The 17,778-nt window shown below is 73.2% G+C and carries 14 protein-coding genes and 3 pseudogenes; 8 read left to right on the top strand and 9 right to left on the bottom strand.

Annotation, left to right across the window (positions count from 1 at the left end):
* Positions 1-16: 16 nt before the first annotated feature.
* The 4 genes from IE178_RS16035 to IE178_RS16050 all read right to left on the bottom strand — a co-directional run bounded on the left by IE178_RS16035 (position 17) and on the right by IE178_RS16050 (position 5,156).
* Positions 17-214 carry a DUF8691 family protein gene (locus tag IE178_RS16035; protein ID WP_193512761.1) on the bottom strand — a complete coding sequence of 66 codons (198 nt, stop codon included), beginning with the start codon at positions 212-214 and terminating at the stop codon, positions 17-19.
* 109 nt (positions 215-323) lie between these two features.
* Positions 324-848, bottom strand: coding sequence for a hypothetical protein (locus tag IE178_RS16040; RefSeq protein ID WP_193512762.1), 525 nt, complete (start codon positions 846-848; stop codon positions 324-326).
* Positions 848-2,467: an MFS transporter gene (locus tag IE178_RS16045; RefSeq protein ID WP_193512763.1), complete on the bottom strand. Its 1,620-nt coding sequence runs from the start codon at positions 2,465-2,467 to the stop codon at positions 848-850. Before IE178_RS16045 ends, IE178_RS16040 begins: the two co-directional genes overlap by 1 nt.
* A 13-nt stretch (positions 2,468-2,480) precedes the next feature.
* Positions 2,481-5,156 carry a winged helix-turn-helix domain-containing protein gene (locus tag IE178_RS16050; RefSeq protein WP_193512764.1) on the bottom strand — a complete coding sequence of 892 codons (2,676 nt, stop codon included), beginning with the start codon at positions 5,154-5,156 and terminating at the stop codon, positions 2,481-2,483.
* 101 nt (positions 5,157-5,257) lie between these two features.
* On the opposite strand from IE178_RS16050, the gene mmuM reads away from it, so the two are divergent.
* On the top strand, positions 5,258-6,169 hold the full coding sequence (mmuM, locus tag IE178_RS16055; RefSeq protein ID WP_318280080.1) for a homocysteine S-methyltransferase: 912 nt from the start codon (positions 5,258-5,260) through the stop codon (positions 6,167-6,169).
* Between the two features lie 446 nt (positions 6,170-6,615).
* Positions 6,616-6,714 (top strand): annotated as a pseudogene (locus IE178_RS16060) (MOSC domain-containing protein); the annotation flags it as partial.
* Between the two features lie 122 nt (positions 6,715-6,836).
* Here the strand turns inward: IE178_RS16060 and IE178_RS16065 are convergent.
* Together IE178_RS16065 and IE178_RS16070 are read right to left on the bottom strand one after the other, a co-directional pair.
* The gene (locus IE178_RS16065) at positions 6,837-7,295 is read right to left on the bottom strand and encodes a CAP domain-containing protein (protein WP_184761441.1); all 459 of its coding nucleotides are present in this window, start codon (positions 7,293-7,295) and stop codon (positions 6,837-6,839) included.
* Positions 7,296-7,671: 376 nt separating this feature from the next.
* Positions 7,672-9,225: a carboxylesterase/lipase family protein gene (locus IE178_RS16070; protein ID WP_193512766.1), complete on the bottom strand. Its 1,554-nt coding sequence runs from the start codon at positions 9,223-9,225 to the stop codon at positions 7,672-7,674.
* A 172-nt stretch (positions 9,226-9,397) separates the two neighbouring features.
* Here IE178_RS16070 and IE178_RS16075 point away from each other — a divergent pair, with 172 nt between their 5' ends.
* The 3 genes from IE178_RS16075 to IE178_RS16085 all read left to right on the top strand — a co-directional run bounded on the left by IE178_RS16075 (position 9,398) and on the right by IE178_RS16085 (position 12,217).
* On the top strand, positions 9,398-10,444 hold the full coding sequence (locus IE178_RS16075; RefSeq protein ID WP_193512767.1) for a LacI family DNA-binding transcriptional regulator: 1,047 nt from the start codon (positions 9,398-9,400) through the stop codon (positions 10,442-10,444).
* Between the two features lie 140 nt (positions 10,445-10,584).
* A complete protein-coding gene (locus tag IE178_RS16080) occupies positions 10,585-11,304 on the top strand; it encodes a hypothetical protein (RefSeq protein ID WP_193512768.1) in 720 nt (239 codons plus the stop codon).
* A 19-nt stretch (positions 11,305-11,323) separates the two neighbouring features.
* Positions 11,324-12,217: a transporter substrate-binding domain-containing protein gene (locus tag IE178_RS16085; RefSeq protein WP_318280094.1), complete on the top strand. Its 894-nt coding sequence runs from the start codon at positions 11,324-11,326 to the stop codon at positions 12,215-12,217.
* On the opposite strand, the gene IE178_RS16090 is transcribed toward IE178_RS16085, so the two are convergent.
* Positions 12,218-12,865: a ThuA domain-containing protein gene (locus tag IE178_RS16090; RefSeq protein WP_193512770.1), complete on the bottom strand. Its 648-nt coding sequence runs from the start codon at positions 12,863-12,865 to the stop codon at positions 12,218-12,220. It lies immediately after the preceding gene.
* An 85-nt stretch (positions 12,866-12,950) separates the two neighbouring features.
* Here IE178_RS16090 and IE178_RS16095 point away from each other — a divergent pair, with 85 nt between their 5' ends.
* Together IE178_RS16095 and IE178_RS35990 are read left to right on the top strand one after the other, a co-directional pair.
* Positions 12,951-14,057, top strand: coding sequence for an NADAR family protein (locus tag IE178_RS16095; protein ID WP_193512771.1), 1,107 nt, complete (start codon positions 12,951-12,953; stop codon positions 14,055-14,057).
* A 64-nt stretch (positions 14,058-14,121) separates the two neighbouring features.
* Positions 14,122-14,367 (top strand): annotated as a pseudogene (locus tag IE178_RS35990) (VOC family protein); the annotation flags it as partial.
* Here the strand turns inward: IE178_RS35990 and IE178_RS35995 are convergent.
* Positions 14,362-14,572 (bottom strand): annotated as a pseudogene (locus IE178_RS35995) (cupin domain-containing protein); the annotation flags it as partial. The pseudogenes IE178_RS35990 and IE178_RS35995 overlap by 6 nt on opposite strands.
* A 162-nt stretch (positions 14,573-14,734) precedes the next feature.
* A complete protein-coding gene (locus IE178_RS16105; RefSeq protein WP_184761450.1) occupies positions 14,735-15,877 on the bottom strand; it encodes a YihY/virulence factor BrkB family protein in 1,143 nt (380 codons plus the stop codon).
* Positions 15,878-15,967: 90 nt separating this feature from the next.
* Here IE178_RS16105 and IE178_RS16110 point away from each other — a divergent pair, with 90 nt between their 5' ends.
* Positions 15,968-17,602, top strand: coding sequence for an acyl-CoA dehydrogenase family protein (locus IE178_RS16110; protein WP_193512772.1), 1,635 nt, complete (start codon positions 15,968-15,970; stop codon positions 17,600-17,602).
* Positions 17,603-17,778 lie beyond the last annotated feature (176 nt).

The following is a 17,778-nucleotide window of genomic DNA, read 5'->3' on the forward strand; positions in this document are numbered from 1 at the left end:
CCCACCGGCCGGGGTGCTACTCCGGTATCTGGCGCATCTCCAGGACGCGCAGGCCCAGGGACTGGCACCGGGCCAGCAGCCCGTACAGGTGCGCCTCGTCGATGACGTGCCCGAACAGCAGGGTCTGGCCGGACATCTCCACGTGGTCGAGCTCCGGGAAAACCCCGATCAGCGGTTCCGAGAGATGTCCGTCGACACGGATCTCGTAGCGCATGAGCCGCTCCCCGGGTGGCCTGGAACAGGCGGGCCGTGCCCGTACCCTGCGATCGTCCGCCTCCGGGCGGCAGCCCGGCTCACCCCGTACAGGTGAGAGGCCGCTCGTCTCAGTGCGTCAGCCAGAGCTTGCACGAGAGGATCACCAGGCCGAGTACGAGGTTCACCGCCGCCGACAGGGCCATCAGGCGCCGGCCGGCACCGGCCCGGCGGGCCGCCGCCACCGACCAGCCCACCTGCCCCGCCACGGCGACGGACAGCGCGAACCACTGGGTGCCCTGCACACCGAGACCGAGCACGGGGCTGACGGCCACGGCGACCGCCGGTGGCACGGCGGCCTTGACGATCGTCCACTCCTCCCGGCACACCCGCAGCACGACGTGACGGTCCGGGCCGCGCTGCGCCAGCCGCGCCCCGAACAACTGCGCGTGCACATGCGCGATCCAGAACACCCCGCCGGTGAGCAACAGCAGCAGCACCATCTCCAGGCGCGGGAACGAACCGAGCGTTCCGGCCCCGACGATCACCGAGGCCGCGAGCATGGATCCGTAGACGCCGCCCGTGTAGTCGGTGTGCGCCCTGCGCTCGGCGGCCCGTGCGGCCCAGCCCGCCGCTGCCTGCTCAGTGTCGGGCATCACGGACTCCTTCGGCCGACCCCGTCCCGCCCGCCGGGTCCGGGGCGCTCGGGCTCCGGGCCCGGCAGGCGGTGTGTGACCAGGAAGCTCGCGAGGGTGATGCCGCCGGTGGCGAGGATCGCCGCCTTCAGGCCCTCGAGCTGCGCCGACGCGTAGGAGTCCGTCACGGCGTCCACCTCGTCCGGCGGCAGTCCGGCGCGAGTGGCCGCCGCGCGCACCTGTTCCGTGGGCACGAAGGTGACGCCGGCCTCCAGGGCGACACCGACCTGCCGCCGGGCCTCCTGCGACAGCCGGGCGTCGTTCTCCACGTGCGCGGTGAAGGCGTGCGCCAGGGAGCCGATGAGCAGCGATCCGATCAGCGCGGTGCCGAGAGCCGAGCCCAGGTTCTGCGCGGTGTACTGGAGCCCGCCTGCCTCACTGCGTTCCTCCTCACCCGCGCCGGACTGGACGACGTTGCCGAGCTGGGAGGCGAACAGGCCCATGCCGACGCCGAGCAGGGCCATCGCCCCGGCGAAGTTCGCGTCGTCGATGACCGGGTCGATGGTGGTCAGCAGCCAGAGGACGGCCGCCGCGACGGTGAGCAGGGCCAGCCGGACGACCCGTCGGGGTCCGGCCAGGCGTCCCAGCCGGGCCGCGCCCAGCGAGGTCACGAGCATCGTCGCGGACACCGGCAGCAGTCTGAGCCCCGTCTCGAAGGCGTCGAAACCCTGCACGATCTGGAGGTACAGCGGGATGGTGAAGAACAGCCCCAGCAGGATCAGATTCTGGCTCACCAGCGACATCAGGCCGGATCTCAGGGCGGGCCGACGCAGCAAGGCCAGGTGCACCAACGGGTCGTCGCCGCGCTCGTCCCGGCGCCGCTCCCACCGGTGGAAGACCGCGAGGACGGCCACCCCGGCACCGACCACGAACAGCGTCGGCGCGAAACCGAGGACGGTGAAGGGCGGATTGCGCGGCCGCACCCAGCCCCAGGTGCCGCTCTGCAGCACGCCGAGCACCCCGAGGGCCAGACCCGCCGCGGAGAGCACGGCACCGACCCCGTCCAGCCGGGGGCGCACCGCGACTCCCGGTGCCTCGGTGATCGCGCCGCGCAGGAGAAGGACGGCCAGTACGACCACGACCTCACCCGCGAAGACGAGCCGCCACGTGAGGTACGTCGTCACCCAGCCGCCCAGCAGGGGGCCCACGGCGATCCCGGCACCGGCCAGTCCGCCGACGACGCCGTACGCGACGGCCCGGTCGCGGCCCCGGTAGGACTCGGCGACGAGGGCCGCCATGGCCGGCAGCACCAGCGCGGCGCCGAGTCCCTCGATGACCGACCAGCCGAGGACCAGCACCCACAGGGTGGGTGCCACGGCGGTCAGGGCCGAGCCCGTGGCGTAGACGACGAGACCGCCGAGGAAGACACGCCGCCGTCCGAGGATGTCCCCCAGCCGCCCCCCGATGATCATGAATGCCGCCATGACCAGCGCGTACAGCGTGATGACGGCCTGAATGGCGGTGACCTCGGTGTCGAAGTCGTCGACCAATTGGCTGATGGAGACGTTCATGACCGACGTGTCGAGGACCATCAGGAACTGTGCGGTTCCCAGGACGATCAGCGCCCGCCAGCGGCTCATGGGGTCCCCCTCGTCACAGCAGGTCCAGGTCGCGGGCTCGGCGCACCGCTTCGTTGCGGCGGTTGACCGACAGCTTCCGGTAGACGCTCTTGAGGTGGGTCTTGACCGTGTTCACCGACACGTACAGGTCGGCGGCGATCTCCTGCGTGGACATCGTCAGGGCCAGGCGGCGCAGCACGTCGCGCTCGCGCCCGCTCAGCTCCTCGTAGACCGGTGGCGGCGGCTCGTGCCGTCGCCGGGGCGGGCCGGCGCCGGGTGCGAGCCGGCCGGTCGTCAGCCAGTGCGGCCACGCCGTGCCCAGGTAGGGCCGGATCCACGGCCCGGCCTCGCGGAAGGGCCGGCGCAGCCGCTCCCGGCGCGCCTCCTCCAGCGCCCGCACCACGAGTCCGCGCGCGCTCACGCCGTCCCCCGCCTCGTCCGCGGCCTGCGCCCGCACCAGCGCCGCCCGGACGGTCACCGCCGGACCGGCGCGCCCCTCCGGACGCACACGGTCGAGCAGCCGTACGGCCGCGGCGGCCCGTCCGGTGGCCAGCTGGATCCGCGCGGCCCCCACCGCGCACGCCACCTGCTCTTCGGGCACGTCCAGCAGCAGTCCGGCGGCCGTCTCCGCGCGTCCCTCGATGAGATGGGCGGCGGCAGCGACAAGCGTCGTCCCTCCCCGCGCCCACGGCGAGACGACGTCGGCCGGCACCTCCGGTTCCACCGCCTTCAGCGCGGCCCCCGGATCGCCGCGCGCCAGATGCAGGCGCGCGGTCGTCAGGGCGCGTCCGGCCCGCAGGACGGGATCCCGCATCGCGGGGTGGGTGTCGGCCAACGTGTCGAGCAGGGCCTGGGCCTGCCCCAGCTCGTCGCGGTCCACGGCGACGGCGGCCAGGACGAGCCGTTCGACACCGGAGCCGGACGGCCGGGGCAGCCCGAACCGCTCCGTCTCCAGGAGGGCCTCGCGCGCCTTGCGTTCGGCCCTGCCGAGCCAGCCGTTCAGATAGTCGATCAGCGCGAGCCTGCCCAGCGAGTCCTCGCGCGGGAGTGCCGTGGCCGCTCCCGGGGCGGAGTCCGCCACCGTGGACAGGGCGGCCCGCGCCTTCTCGAAGTGCCCGGCCCACAGCCTCGTGGAGCCCAAGTGGTCCAGCAGCAGCGCGGTGAGTTCGGGATGCCGCTCCAGCAGATCGTCGGGGACCGCCTCCCGCAGCCTCTCGGCCGCCCGTGCCGCGTCCTCCGCCCGGGCCGGCGCACCGGTCAGCCGGGCGGCGAGGGCCTCCAGCAGGGCGCAGCTCAACCGTGCCGCCGCTTCGTCCGACGTACCGTCGTACTCCATCAGTTCGTGCTGTGCGCGACGCAGATGGGCCAGCCCGCCGTCGAGTTCGCACCGGGCCAGCCGGCCGGCCGCCCGTACCAGCTCCGGGGCCGGACCCGTGCTCTCCCGCCCCATCCGGGAGAACAGCTCGGCCACCGCGTCGGAGCGCAGCCCCGTGAAGAACTGGCCGATGGCGAGGTCGTCGACCAGGGCACCGGCGGTGAACCCCCAGTCGCCGGCGGCGGCACCATGCCCGAGCGCCTCCGAGAGGAACCCGGACCGCCGCAGCCACTCGGCCGCCCGCCGGTGCAGCCCGGGTTCCAGACCGGGCCGCCGCATCCGCAGATGGGCGCGGAGAATCTCGGCGAACAGGGGGTGGAGGCGGTACAGGCCGTGCCCGAGGTGCTCGACGAACGCGTTGCCCCGGCTCAGCCGGGCCAGAACGGCCTCGGCGTCGTCGCGTCCCGTGACTGCGTTCGCCAGCCCGGGAGAGAACCGGTCGAGCACGCTCACCCGCAGCAGCAGGTCCTGGGTCTGGGCGTCCTGCCGCTTGAGCACCTCCCCCAGCAGGAAGTCGGCGATCGCGCTGCGGTCCGCCTCGAACTCCTTGAGATACGCCTCCGGATCCGGACTCTGCCCCGCCGCCAGGGCGCACAGCCGCAGCCCGGCGGCCCACCCCCGGGTGCGCTCCACGAGCGCGCGCAAGGCGGCCGGGGGCAGCCGCAGCCCGTGCAGGTCCATCAGCTCGACGGCCTCGTCCGGGGTGAAGGCCAGCTCCGCGCCCCTGATCTCCGTCAGCTCGCCCGCGAGCCGGTAGCGGTGCAGGGGCAGCAGCGGCTCGGTACGGGTGACGAGGACCAGCCGCAGTCCCGGCCCGGCGTGGTGCAGGACGAATTCCAGCTGCTCGGCGATCTCCGGGGCGGTGACCCGGTCGAACTCGTCGAGCACGACGACCACGGGCCGCTCCCGGGCACTCAGCTCGGCGGCGAGCCGGGCCGGCAGGGCGGGGCTCACCCGGTTCGCGTCCGCCGGGACACCGGTGTCCGCGGGCAGCGGGACCCCGACGCCGCGCAGGGCCCGCAGCAGATACGCCCAGAACATCCCGGGCCCGTCCCCGGTCGCGTCGGTGGTGAGCCAGGCGACCGGCAGTCCGTCCCGGTGCGCCACCCAGTCCGCGACCAGCAGGGTCTTCCCCGCCCCCGGCGCACCGTTGATCATGGTCAGCGGTGTTCGCAGGGCCTGGTCGAGATGCCTGGTCAGCCGCTCACGCCGCAGGAATGTCACGGGGCGCGCGGGTACGGCGAACCGGGTGCGCAGGAACGGGTCCCCGTGTGGGTCGGCGCGGTCTTCCGCCTCGGGCGGATCATCCCCTTCGAGCCCGGCCACGGCACTCACCGCCCTGTTCGTTTCCGGTTACGGCTGCGCTCCCTCTCAGCATCCCAGCACTGGGGCGAGGGGGCGCGCTGTGAGCGATGGCGTCGGCTAGCGTCGCCGGTATGAGCACCGATCCCGCCCTCGCCGAGGCACTCGCGGACGGCGCGGTCGTACTCGACGGCGGTATGTCCAACCAGCTCGCGGCGGCCGGGCACGACCTGAGCGACGAGCTGTGGTCGGCACGGCTGCTCGCCGAGGACCCCGAGGCGGTGACGGAGGCGCACCTCGCCTACTTCGAGGCGGGCGCGGACGTGGCGATCACCGCCAGCTACCAGGCCACGTTCGAGGGCTTCGCGCGACGCGGGATCGGCCGGGAGGGGGCGGCCGGGCTGCTCGCCCTGAGCGTCAGGTGCGCCCGCGAGGCGGCCCGGCGGGCCCGGGCGGCCCGCCCCCTCTGGGTGGCGGCCTCCGTCGGCCCGTACGGGGCGATGCTCGCGGACGGCTCCGAGTACCGGGGCCGGTACGGGCTCACCGTGTCCGAGCTGGAACGCTTCCACCGCCCCCGCATGGAGGTCCTGGCCGCCGCCGGCCCGGACGTCCTCGCCCTGGAGACGATCCCCGACACGGACGAGGCGGAGGCCCTGCTCCGAGCCCTGCGCGGTCTCGGCGTACCGGCCTGGCTGTCGTACTCGGCGGCCGGCGACCGCACCCGCGCCGGCGGGCCCCTGGAGGACGCCTTCGCGCTCGCCGCGCGGGCGGACGAGGTCGTCGCCGTCGGCGTGAACTGCTGCACCCCCGAGGACGCCGACCACGCCGTCGCCCTCGCCGCCCGCGTCACCGGCAAACCGGTCGTGGTCTACCCCAACAGCGGCGAGACGTGGGATGTCGGGGCGCGGGCGTGGACCGGCCGGTCGACATTCACGTCCGGGCAGGTCACGGGGTGGCGGGAGGCGGGGGCGCGACTGATCGGAGGGTGCTGCCGGGTGGGACCGGAGACGATCGCGTCGGTGGCGGCGGCGCTGCGGGCTCCGTAGCGGACACGCACCGGACGACCTTCCCGGGGGCCCGCTCCCCGACCCCACTTGTCCGCCGGCTCACCCACGGGCAACAACCCGCGCCCGCTCCCGTCGGGCTCCCCCTGCGGTACGGCGGCCACGCCCGCCCCCACCGTCGTGCACCTCGACGCGCACGCCGCCGTCCTGCGTGATGAGGCGCGGAAAGATCCCCGGCCGGGCGGTACGCCGTGCAGCAGGGCGTGGGTGGGGAGTTCGCTGACGCACAGCGGTACATCGTCTGCGCGCCCGCGCACGTTCCAGTCGTCGAGCGCCCGGCGCGCGAACGTTCAGCTCGGTGAGGATGCGTGGTGGGACGGCCCATCGATTCGCCGGCGTCCCGGAGTTGTCCGGCGGCGCGACAGCGGTCGGGGCCCCGGCACGGCCGCGAGACTCATCGGACCAGCGGAACAGGACGGATTCGCCACATGGCCGGCGTCGTCGAGTTGTCGTACTACCCCGTCAAGGGCTGCGCCGGGGCATCGGCGGGCAAGCTGCTCACCCCCGCCGGGCTCGCGCACGACCGCAGGCAGGGCGTGGCCCGAGGCGACGCGAGCGGGAAGCGCGGGCCCTGCACTCCGCCGAGCCCGACTCTTCGACTACCGACCGGCGGTCAGGACGGAGACGGGCCCGCGTGACCAGCGGTCCCCTACTTCGTGCCCATGTCCAGCGTCCAGTAGTGGCCCCAGGGGCCGCCCTCCTGATGTCCCAGGCCGGCCTCCTGCGTCTCGGACCGGAGGATGGCGTTGCGGTGTCCCCAGCCGAAGCGCTCGTCGTCCTGCATCCAGAAGCGCACCGCCTCCTCCGCGGTGGTGAAGCCGACGGCCACGTTCTCCGCCCGCCACGTGCGGTAGCCGGCCTGCTCCATGGGTTCCCCGGACTCCCAGACCAGCCTTCCGCTCGGGCCACGGTGCATGTTGTCACCGCTGACGACCCAGTCTCTCGATTGCTCCTCCAGGAAGAGGGCGTGGGCGTTCGCCGCGTCCGTCAGCTGCGGCGACATGTCGAAACCCCTCGCGCACGCGGTCATGGTCGCGCCCGCGGAGTTTCCGTGCGGCGGGTAGTTCTCCGGATGCTGTCGCGCATCGTTGATCAAGTCGAAACTCACCTTGGGCTCCTCACACGAAGGCCTGCCCGGTGCGACCGAACCGGCCGACCAGGATGAGTCGGCCCCTTCTTCGATTGTCCCGGACGGGCGGCGCCCCGGCATCTCGTACCCACGGGCTCGACTTGCTCGTCCCGTCGACCGCGGACTCCCCGAACGCCGCCTCCCGCCGCTGCCTCGCCGGCTACCGCCGCGCCACCGAGGGCGGCGTCGCCTACGGCACCAAGTACGCCGCACTCCACCCCCGGCACCCTGTCCGTCGGCGACACCGTGCACGTCACCCTGTGGGGCGAGTCCGAGTTTTTGCCGGTGTCGTGGCCGCGCGGCATGCCCGGGAACGCGTCGGCCGACGAGTGCCTCACCGGGGCGCCGTCCCACGTCAGTTCCGGCGCAGCGCACCGCTCCGCCGTAGCCGGCGTATCACCGACCGGAGTTCCGGAGCCGAAGCGGGCGGATCCCCGTCGGTGGGCGTGGACGGCGCGGTCCACAGGGCGAGTTCGCGGTCGCGCGGGCCGCGAACGATGTGCGGCTCGCCGTCGCCGAAGACCCGCACCGGGTGGCGGGGACCCCATCGCTCCCATCCCGGCGAACCGTCGGAGACGAACCGTACCCACGCCCCGTGCATCGCGTCGGCCAGGTCCTGCGGCGCGCCCTCGCCGGCGAGTTTGCGGGCGTCGGGTTCGTCCCCGCTGTCGAAGACGAAGCCCAGTTCCAGGGCGTGGCAGGCGCCCATGCCGGGCCGGTTGGAGGGCCAGGCGAACTCGTACACGTACGTGGGTTCCGTGCGGGCGTCGGACAGGCGGTGCAGGGGGAGGCGGAGCAGGTGGTCGGTGACCATCTGGCCGACCAGGTCGGCGGTACCCGCGTCGGGGCACAGGGCGCGGTAGCCGCGGGGAACCTCGCTGCCGCAGCGGCAGCGGGCCATCGCGCCGGCCAGGGCGACCGCGCCGAGGCGGTCGACGCGTTCCAGCAGGCCGCCGGGGACCAGCCAGAGGCGGTACTCGTCGCGGGTCCAGCCGGTGAGCAGGTCGACGCCCGGGGCCGCGCCGTCCGTCAGCGCCTCCAGGGGGTCGCGGGGGACGAGGTCGCCGTCGACGACGATGCCGAAGGAGGGGCCGCCGAGCACCGGGCTGCTGAGGCGGCCCACTTCGGCCTGGGCGCGGAGCAGGTGCTCGCGGTCGGCGGCGGCGAAGGCCTCGGCGGTGGCGGGGATCTTCAGGCGGTTCGCCATGCGGCGGACCATGCGCCGGACCTTGTCGCGGTCGGTCACCTCGGGTGGTCCGCTCTGCAGGACGGCCCGGCGGACCAGCCCTTGGGCCTGCGGGGCGGCGATGAGCGCGCCGGTGCTGATGGCTCCGGCGGACTGGCCGCCGAGGGTGACGCGGCCGGGGTCGCCGCCGAAGGCCGTGATCGACTCGTGGACCCAGCGCAGGGCGGCGAGCTGGTCGCGCAGGCCGGTGTTGGCGGGGGCGTCCGGGAAGAGGCCGTAGCCCTCGACACCGAGGCGGTAGTTGACCGACACGAAGACCACGCCGTCGCGGGCGAAGGTGCGGCCGTCGTAGACGGGGACCGCGGAGGAGCCTCTGGTCAGGGCGCCGCCGTGCACCCACACGAGGACGGGGAGCCGGGCGCCGGGGGACGGTTCGGGGGTCCACACGTTCAGGTTGAGGCAGTCGTCGCCGGGCACCACCGGGTCGGACAGGTACTGGGCGAAGGCCTCGGAGTACGGCGGCTTCGGGGCTGTCGGGCCGAAGGCGCCGGCGTCGCGTACGCCGTCCCAGGGCTCCGGCGGGGCGGGGGGCCGGAAGCGGCGGGGGCCGAACGGGGGCGCCGCGTACGGGATGCCCCGGAACACGGCGACGCCCTGGTCCCATCTGCCGCGTACGGCACCGTACGGCGTCCTGATCAGGGGGTTCTCCCGGCCTGCCGTCATGTGCCCACCAGCCCTTCACCGCGCCGTGCTCACGCACCGGCAGAACCCGCCAGTAACACAAGAGCGCCGGGGGGCTCTTCGGTATTCCTCGGCCTGTGTGCGCGTTCTTCCCGCTCCGTGACTGCGGATCTACAGTAGGAAGCGCTTTCTATTCGGTGGAGGTGGGTTCCCGATGGTCCGTACGGGGAGTGCGAGCGTGGCGGCCGGGCCGACGCTGGCGGTCGTGGCCCGCGAGGCGGGGGTGTCGGTGCCGACCGCGTCCAAGGTCGTCAACGGCCGCGAGGACGTGGCCCCGGAGACCCGCCGTCGTGTCACGGAGGCACTGGACCGGCTCGGTTACGTCCGCAGACCCCGGTTCGACGGAGTGAGGCCGCCGCGCCTGGTGGACCTGGTGGTGCACTCGCTGGAGGACTCCGCCTCGGGCGCGGTGCTGCACGGCGCGGAGGAGGCGGCGCACGACGCGGGCCTGGAGATCGTGGTCTCGGCGGCCCTGACCCGGAGCCGTTCCGAGCACCCGGAACGAGACTGGCTGGACAAGCTCGTGCTGCGCGGATCGGCCGGGATCCTCTTCCATCGGGCCGAGCCGAGCGGGCCGCAGTACACGTGGCTCGATCAGCACCGCGTCCCCTTCGCGCTGATCGACCCGGTCCGTCAACCGCCGCCCGGCGTCGTCTCGGTGGGCGGGGCGAACTGGCAGGGCGGGGTGACGGCCACGGAGCATCTGCTCGCCCTGGGCCATGAGCGCATCGCCGTCATCGCCGGCCGCCGGAGCACGATGTCCTGCGGCGCACGCGTCGCCGGCTACCGCTCGGCCCTCGCCTCGGCGGGCGTGCGGCACCGCCCCGAGTACCTCCGGCACGCCGATCCGAACGGGGCCGGCGCCCGCCGTCGTATGCGCGAACTCCTCGACCTGCCGGAGCCGCCGACGGCCGTCTTCGTCTGTTCGGACCGCATGGTGTCCGGGGTCTACGAGGCGTTGGCCGAGCGCGGGTCGCGGGTACCGGACGACATGAGCGTGGTCGGCTTCGACGACCTCCCCGAGGCCCGCTGGCTCACCCCCGCCCTGACGACGGTCCGCCAGCCCCTCTCCGAGATGGCGGCGACGGCCCTGCACCTCCTCCTGCGCATGACGGACGGCCCCCGCCCGGAAAGCACCCGCACGGAGCTGTCGACACGGCTGGTGGAGCGTTCGAGCACGGCGGCGCCGCCCGGCGCGTGAGGACCGAGGCGGGCGCGTGACGGATCATCAGGCCCGGCTTATAGCACACGGAGGCACAATCTGTGGCTACGTCAGATCATAATCGGCCATTTTCCCGACACCTCCCGTTGTGCCACCGTCCGTGCCCCTACGCTGCCCGTGTGACCAGCGACACATCTACCACGCCGGCCGGTGAGACACCGGCCCGCACCGGGCGGCTCAGGAGCGCGGCTCTACGGGTCGCCGAAGCCACCGCGGGCACCCAGGGACTCGTCTCACTGCTGCTGATCGATCTCGTGGCCATTCTCGGGGCGGCCACCGTGTGGCTGACCCTCGGCGGGGATCCCGCGGTGGTCGGCGTGACGGGCGGGGCCCTGCTGGCCTTCGGCGCCGCCATGCTGCCGATCATCGGACGCCGGAGTCCGAAAGAGGCGCCCCAACTGTGGCCGCCCGTCGTCCTCGTGGTGATCCCGCTGGCGGTACTGGCCGTGGGGCTGCCGGCCCTGGCCACCTGGGCGTTCCTGGAGAGCCGTCCGGTGGACGTGACCAACCGCGTCCGGCTCGACCACACCCCTCCCCTGGTGGACGGCGAGACCGTCGTCGCCACCCTGCACACCGACGACCCCCGGCCCCGGCTCACCATCGCCTTCGACGTGGCCCCGTACGACCCCGCCGCCCCGGTGTGCACGCCGGGCACCGAGCTGACCGTGGGCCTCAAGGCCGGCGCCGGGACGAAACACGTGCAGAGCGGTGTCCCCGGCACGGAGTTCGTCTTCGCCCTGGGACGCGGCATGACCGACGTCGAACTCTCCGTGGGGCTCCAGGGGGAGCAGGGCTGTGAACTGGACCTGTCCGTCGCCTCGGCGCACCTGGATGACTAGGAAGACCCACGTGACACCCATGACGAACGCCTCGCGCCGCCCGCTTGCCCGCCGCTCCCCCGGCCACCGGCCCGCGCGGGTCGCGGCGGCCGCCCTGCTGGTGCTGACCGCCGCGGCCTGCCAGTGGTCGGACCCGGAGCCGGACGGCAAATCCCTCACCGGCACGGTCCACATCGGCGTCAAGACCGACCAGCCGGGCTTCAACCGGCACAGCGAGCACAACGACCGCGGCTTCGAGGTCGACCTGGCCTCGTACCTCGGCGAACAGATCGGCTTCACACCGGAGTTCGACGACGTGGTGTCCGACAAGCGGGAGCAGAAGCTCGTCAACAAGTCGCTGGACATGATCATCGCCACGTACTCCATCACCCCGAAGCGGGACGAGCAGGTCGACTTCGTCGGCCCCTACTTCGTCACCCAGCAGCGCTTCCTGGTCCGCGCGGACTACCACGGCATCAAGAACGAGAAGGACGTCGCGGACAAGGTGGTCTGCACCGTGCAGGGTTCGACGTCCGCCACGGCGCAACTGCCCCGCAGCACGACGCTGCACCTGCAGAGCGACTACTCGACCTGCGTGCGCAAGCTGCGGCAGAAGGACGTCGACGCGGTCTTCACCGACGAGGCACTGCTCTACGGATACGTGGAGCAGTACCGGAGCAGCAAGGTGCCGCTCAGGGTCGTGCGCGACGTCTCGTTCGGGAGCACCAACCGGTACGGCATCGGGCTGCCGGAGGGCCGTACGGAGGACTGCCACGAACTCCGGGAAGCGCTGCGCACGTACCTCAGCAAGGAGTGGGCCGGCGACGTCAAGGCCCAGCTGCCCGCGCTGGTCGCCGCCTACCCCGGTAACTGGGAGAACCGGTTCCGTCCCGACCCGGAGGACGTGGACACGTACTCCTCCTGCAAGCCGTGATCAGCGGGCGGCCCAGGTGATCCCGCCGAGCAGGTGGGCGCGGAAGTCCGCGTCGGCGTAGGCCTCGGCGGCGTGTCCGAGGGCCGTGTAGAAGACGCGGCCCTCGCCCTGGTCGCGGCACCAGGCCAGGGGGTGGTCGTCGCCCATGCCGCCGCCGTCGTACGAGGACTCGTCGGCGCGGACCAGGACCCGCACCCGCCCACGGGGGTTGGTGCGGAAGTCGTACCACTCGTCCGTGAAGTGCCAGACGGGCGGCAGGTGCCGGGTCGCCGGGTGGCCGCGGTCCTCGATCACGGCGCGGCCCGGCTGGAGGGCGGGGTGCCGGTCGAAACGGGCGCCGAGCAGGTCGCCGTAGTACGGCCAGTCGTCCTCGGTGCAGGCCGCGGCGTGCACCCCGACGAATCCCCCGCCCGCCTCGACGTACGCCGCGAGCCGCTCCCGGCCGGGCGGGGTGAGCACCTCACCGCTGGTGGAGAGGAAGACGACGGCGACGTACCGGTCGAGCGGCTCCTCGAAGGCGGCGGGGTCCTCGGTGGCGTCGACGCCGAAGCCGCCGAGGGTGCGCAGGGCGGCGACGCCGGCGGGGATGGAGTCGTGCCGGTAGTCCGTGGTGCGGGTGTACACGAGGAGTGCGGGGACGTCGGCCATGTGCCGGAGCCTATGCGAGGGCGTCGGTGCCAGGGCGTCGGAAACCCGGTGTCGGGCGGTCGGGGCGGGCCCCCACAATGTGCGGATGATCGGCAACCGGATCACCCACCGCATGGCGGACGGCGTACGCGTCCCCGGAACCTGGCGGCACGCCTTCATCCGCAACTTCGACTACCACCTCATCGACCTGTTCATCTACGCGGACGGGCTCATCGACTGCTGGGAACTGGTCACCCTGGAGGAGTTCGAGGAGAAGCTGCGCAGCGGCTGGGTGGCGACGGAACTCCCGGAGGGCGCGCAGGCGTCCGCCCACGAGCTGGCCCGGTGGAAGTTCACCGAGCCGCGCACCTGGCTCACCCCCGAGATCCTGGTCGCCGAGATCCGGGACACGATCGACCAGCTCAACCAGCGCCCGGATTCGACGGACCGCTGTCTGGCCGCGGTGGACGCGTTCCTGGCCGACCGCACCGAGGAGAAGCGGGCCGCGGCACGCGAGGCCTACTTCGCCATCCCCGTGACGCAGCGGCACTACGCGCTGGGCGACATGGACAACAAGGACCGGCCGCTGCAGGTCCTGGTGGCCGGGCCCGGCGGTGTCACCGACCACGGGCCGGACGAGGAAGTGAGCCAGGAGTCCTATGACTGGGCGCTCTCCTATTTCGAGGAGCGGGCGGAGTGGATGGCCACGGCCGGCTCGCGTGTCCCGGCCGACGGTCCGGCGACCGCCTTCGCCCCGGCGATCCACCTGTACGAGAGCTACCCGCTCAAGCCCTCCGAGGACCCGGGCACGAAGGCGCTGCGCAACGAGTTCCCGGCCGCCATCGAGGTCGACGGCGTCACCTACCCCACCGTGACACACGCCTACTGGGCCCTGTCCGTCGCCGACCCGGCCGTGCGGGAGGCGGTCGCGGCGGCGGACAGCACCTTCGGCGCCCGGAGCCTGGCCGCGGCCGCCGACCGCCCCGAGGGCTGGGAGGCGTCCCGGACGGCCGTCATGACCCGGCTGCTGCGGGCCAAGTTCACCCGGCATCCGGAGCTCGCCCGCGCCCTCCTGGACACCGGCGACGCGACGCTCGTCTACGGCGACTCCGACTCGGCGTTCTGGGGCGACGACCGCGGCAGGGGGCGCAACTGGACCGGCCGTCTCCTCGAACTCGTCCGGTCCGAACTCCACGCCGAACGCTCGGGCTGACCACCCCGCAGGGGTGTCCGATTCCTTCAAGACCGGCGTGACGGCCCGGTCCTACGGTGGCCGTATGAGTGCACGATTCGATGCCATCGGGCTGGTCGTCTCCGACATGGCCGCCTCCGTCGCCTTCTACCGGCGGCTCGGGTTCGCCTTCCCGGAGGGAGCCGAGGCCCAGGGACACGTGGAGGCCGGCCTGCCGGGCGGTCTGCGGCTGTTGCTGGACACGGAAGAGGTGGTCCGGTCCTTCCATCGGGACTGGGCGCCGCCGAAGGGCGGGGGCAGGGCCTCCCTGGCGCTGCGCTGTGACCGTCCCCGCGCGCGATGGCGAGGTCGCCGGGGCGCAGCCGCAGCCGCTCTCCCCCGTCGGGCACCATCCACGCCTCGCCGCGGACGAGGAGCCTCACCGTCAGCAGGGCGCGGTCCTCCACGCGGATCGCCCACGGCGGGTCGACACAGGCCCGGATCATGAACGCGCCATGGGCGCGGGGCCCCTCGAGCAGGCCGGTGAGTGCGTCCATGGGGTCAGCGTAGAGCGGGCTACGGGCAGCCTGTTTCGCCCGCGATTCCAGTGAGGGCCGCGGGTGGAGCGTGCCGGGGCGGGAGCCGCGGGACTTCGCGGACGTCGTACGGGAGGCGGTGGCCGGGACCTGGGCGGCGTGCGCCCGGCGCCGCCCGGCGCGTCACTTCTCCTCTTCGTGGTCCGGTCCGTCCCCGTGCCTCGGGTGGGTGGTCCGCACGTGGGTGCGCAGGCGGGCCGTGACGTCCTCCGGCGGCAGGAAGCGCGACCAGCGTTCGGGGAACTCGGAGGGCATGTCGGGGTCGGCCTCGCCGGACGCGGCGGTGCGGGCGACGTACTCGGCGACCTGCGCCTGCCGCAGCCGCTCGTTGGCCTCGCGGGCCGCGGCCGTCGCGGCGGCGGGCCAGACCCGGTCGATGGCCGCGTTGACGGCGGCGCCGACGAGCACGGCGAACGCGGACACACCGATCCACAGCAGTACGGCGACGGGGGCGGCGAGGGAGCCGTAGATGGTGGGTCCCTCGACCGTGTTGGTGAGGTAGATCCGCAGCAGGAAACTGCCGAGCACCCACATGCCGAGGGCGACCAGCGCGCCCGGCACGTCCTCGATCCACGGCGAGCGCACGGGTACGGAGACGTGGTAGAGGGTGGTCAGGAAGGCGATCGACAGCAGGATCACGACCGGCCAGTACAGGATCTGGACGACCGTCGTCGACCAGGGGACGACCCGGACGACCGCGTCCGGGCCCGCGACCATGAGCGGCAGCGCGATCGAGCCGATCAGCAGGGCGACGATGAAGAGCAGGAAGGCCAGCAGCCGGGTCTTGACGATCCCCCGGACGCCGTCGAGGCCGTACATGACGGTGATGGTCTCGATGAATACGTTGACCGCGCGGGAGCCCGACCACACGGCGAACAGGAAGCCGAGGGAGATGATGTCGGGCCGGCCGCCCTTCATCACGTCGTGCAGGATCGGCTCGGCGATCTGCTTCACGCCCCGGTCGGAGAGCACCGTGCGGGAGGCTTCCAGGAGGTTGGTCTGCAGGCTCTGGATGGTATCGGCGCCGGTCCAGGCGTCGACGTAGCCGAGCAGGCCGATCATGCTGAGCAGCAGCGGGGGAACCGACAGCAGCGTGAAGAACGCCGCCTCGGCCGCCAGGCCCAGGATGCGGTACTCCATGCAGGAGTTGACGGTGTCCTTCAACAGCAGCCAGGCGGTCCTGCGCTTGGAGACGTTCCGGTAGAGGGCCCGGGCCCGGTGGAGGCGGCCGGAGGGCGCGTCGGGGGATTCACTTGCTGGCTGCACGACCTAAAGGTATCCGTCGTGCCTGGTCGCACTCACCCGCAGGCCGATTCGTCGGGTGAGCGGGGGGGTACCGCGGGGTACGTTCGGGACATGGCAAGCACCACGCACACCGTGACCAACCAGGCTCCCCCGCTGGTGCAGTACGACGTGTTCGGCGCCGACCGGGCCCTGGTGGAGGCGGTCGAGCGGCATCTGGACCCGCAGGTGCTGGAGGAGGGACGCTCCGAGTTGGCGGCGCTCGGGCGGGCGGCCGGCTCCGCGCAGGTGCAGGAGTGGGGGGTGCAGGCCAATGAGCATCCGCCGCGGCTGCGCACCCACGACCGCTACGGTCACCGGATCGACGAGGTCGACTTCCACCCCGCCTGGCACCGGCTGCTCGGCAAGGGCGTCTCGGCGGGGCTGACGGCGGCCTGGGCGCGGCCGGGCGGGCATGTGCGGCGGGCGGCGGCGTTCCAGGTGTGGACGCAGGTCGAGGCCGGCAACGGCTGCCCGCTGTCGATGACCCACGCGGCGGTCCCCGCGCTGCGTACGGACCCGGCGCTGGCGGCGGTCTGGGAGCCCCGGCTGACCTCGGTGATCTACGATCCCGCACCGCGGCCCGCCGGGCAGAAGGCCGGTGCCCTGTTCGGGATGGGCATGACGGAGAAGCAGGGCGGCAGCGACGTACGGGCGAACACGACGGCCGCGCGGTCGCTGGCGGAGGACGGCGCGTACGAGCTGACCGGGCACAAGTGGTTCTGCTCGGCGCCCATGTCGGACGCCTTCCTGGTGCTGGCGCAGGCGCCCGGAGGGGTCACGTGCTTCCTGGTGCCGCGGGTGCTGGAGGACGGCACGCGCAACGTGTTCCTCATCCAGCGGCTCAAGGACAAGCTGGGCAACCGGTCCAACGCCTCCGCCGAGGTCGAGTTCGACGGGACGTGGGCGCGCCGGGTCGGGGACGAGGGGCAGGGGGTGCGCACCATCATCGGGATGGTGGCGGCGACCCGGCTCGACTGTGTGCTGGGCTCGGCGGGGCTGATGCGCCAGGCCGTGGCGCAGGCGGTGCACCACTGCACGTATCGCGAGGCGTTCGGCGGGAAGCTCGTCGACAAGCCGCTGATGCGCAACGTGCTCGCCGATCTCGCGCTGGAGTCGGAGGCCGCCACCACGCTGGCGCTGCGGCTGGCGGCGGCGTACGACGACGGCGGGGAGCAGGAGCGGGCGCTGCTGCGGATCGCGGTGCCGGCGGCCAAGTACTGGGTGACCAAGCGGTGCGCGCCGGTCGCGGTGGAGGCGGCGGAGTGCCTGGGCGGGAACGGGTACGTCGAGGAGTCGGGGATGCCCCGGCTGGTGCGGGAGTCGCCGCTGAACTCGATCTGGGAGGGCGCGGGCAACGTGCAGGCGCTGGATGTGCTGCGGGCGCTGCGCCGGGAGCCGGGGGCGCTGGACGCGTATCTGCGGGAGATCGGGCAGGCGCGGGGGGCGGATCACCGGCTGGACGGGGCGATCAAGAACCTGCTGACCGAACTGGCGGATCTGGAGGGCGTCGAAGGGCGGGCGCGGCGGCTGGTGGAGCGGCTGGCACTGGTGCTCCAGGGGTCGCTGCTGGTGCGGTACGCGCCACCGCAGGTGGCGGACGCGTTCTGCGCGGCGCGGCTGGGCGGGGAGGGGGGCGCGGCCTTCGGGACGCTGCCGCACACGCTGGATCTCGCGTCGGTCGTGGAGCGGGCCCGGCCGGTGTCCTGAGGGGCGGTGCGGAACAGGCGGGTGCGACGCGGGGGTGGTGCTGCGCCGACACGGCACCACCCCCGCCGCACGGGCCCCTTACGAGCCGTGGACGCCGCTCGGGACGGCGTCGCTCAAGTTTCAAACAGTCGAGGGCCGGACCACCAGGGTTGCAATGGGTTGCAACTTGGGGGCGC

Origin of the sequence: Streptomyces griseoloalbus, from assembly GCA_014650015.1 — a bacterium.
Taxonomy (GTDB): Bacteria; Actinomycetota; Actinomycetes; order Streptomycetales; family Streptomycetaceae; genus Streptomyces; species Streptomyces griseoloalbus.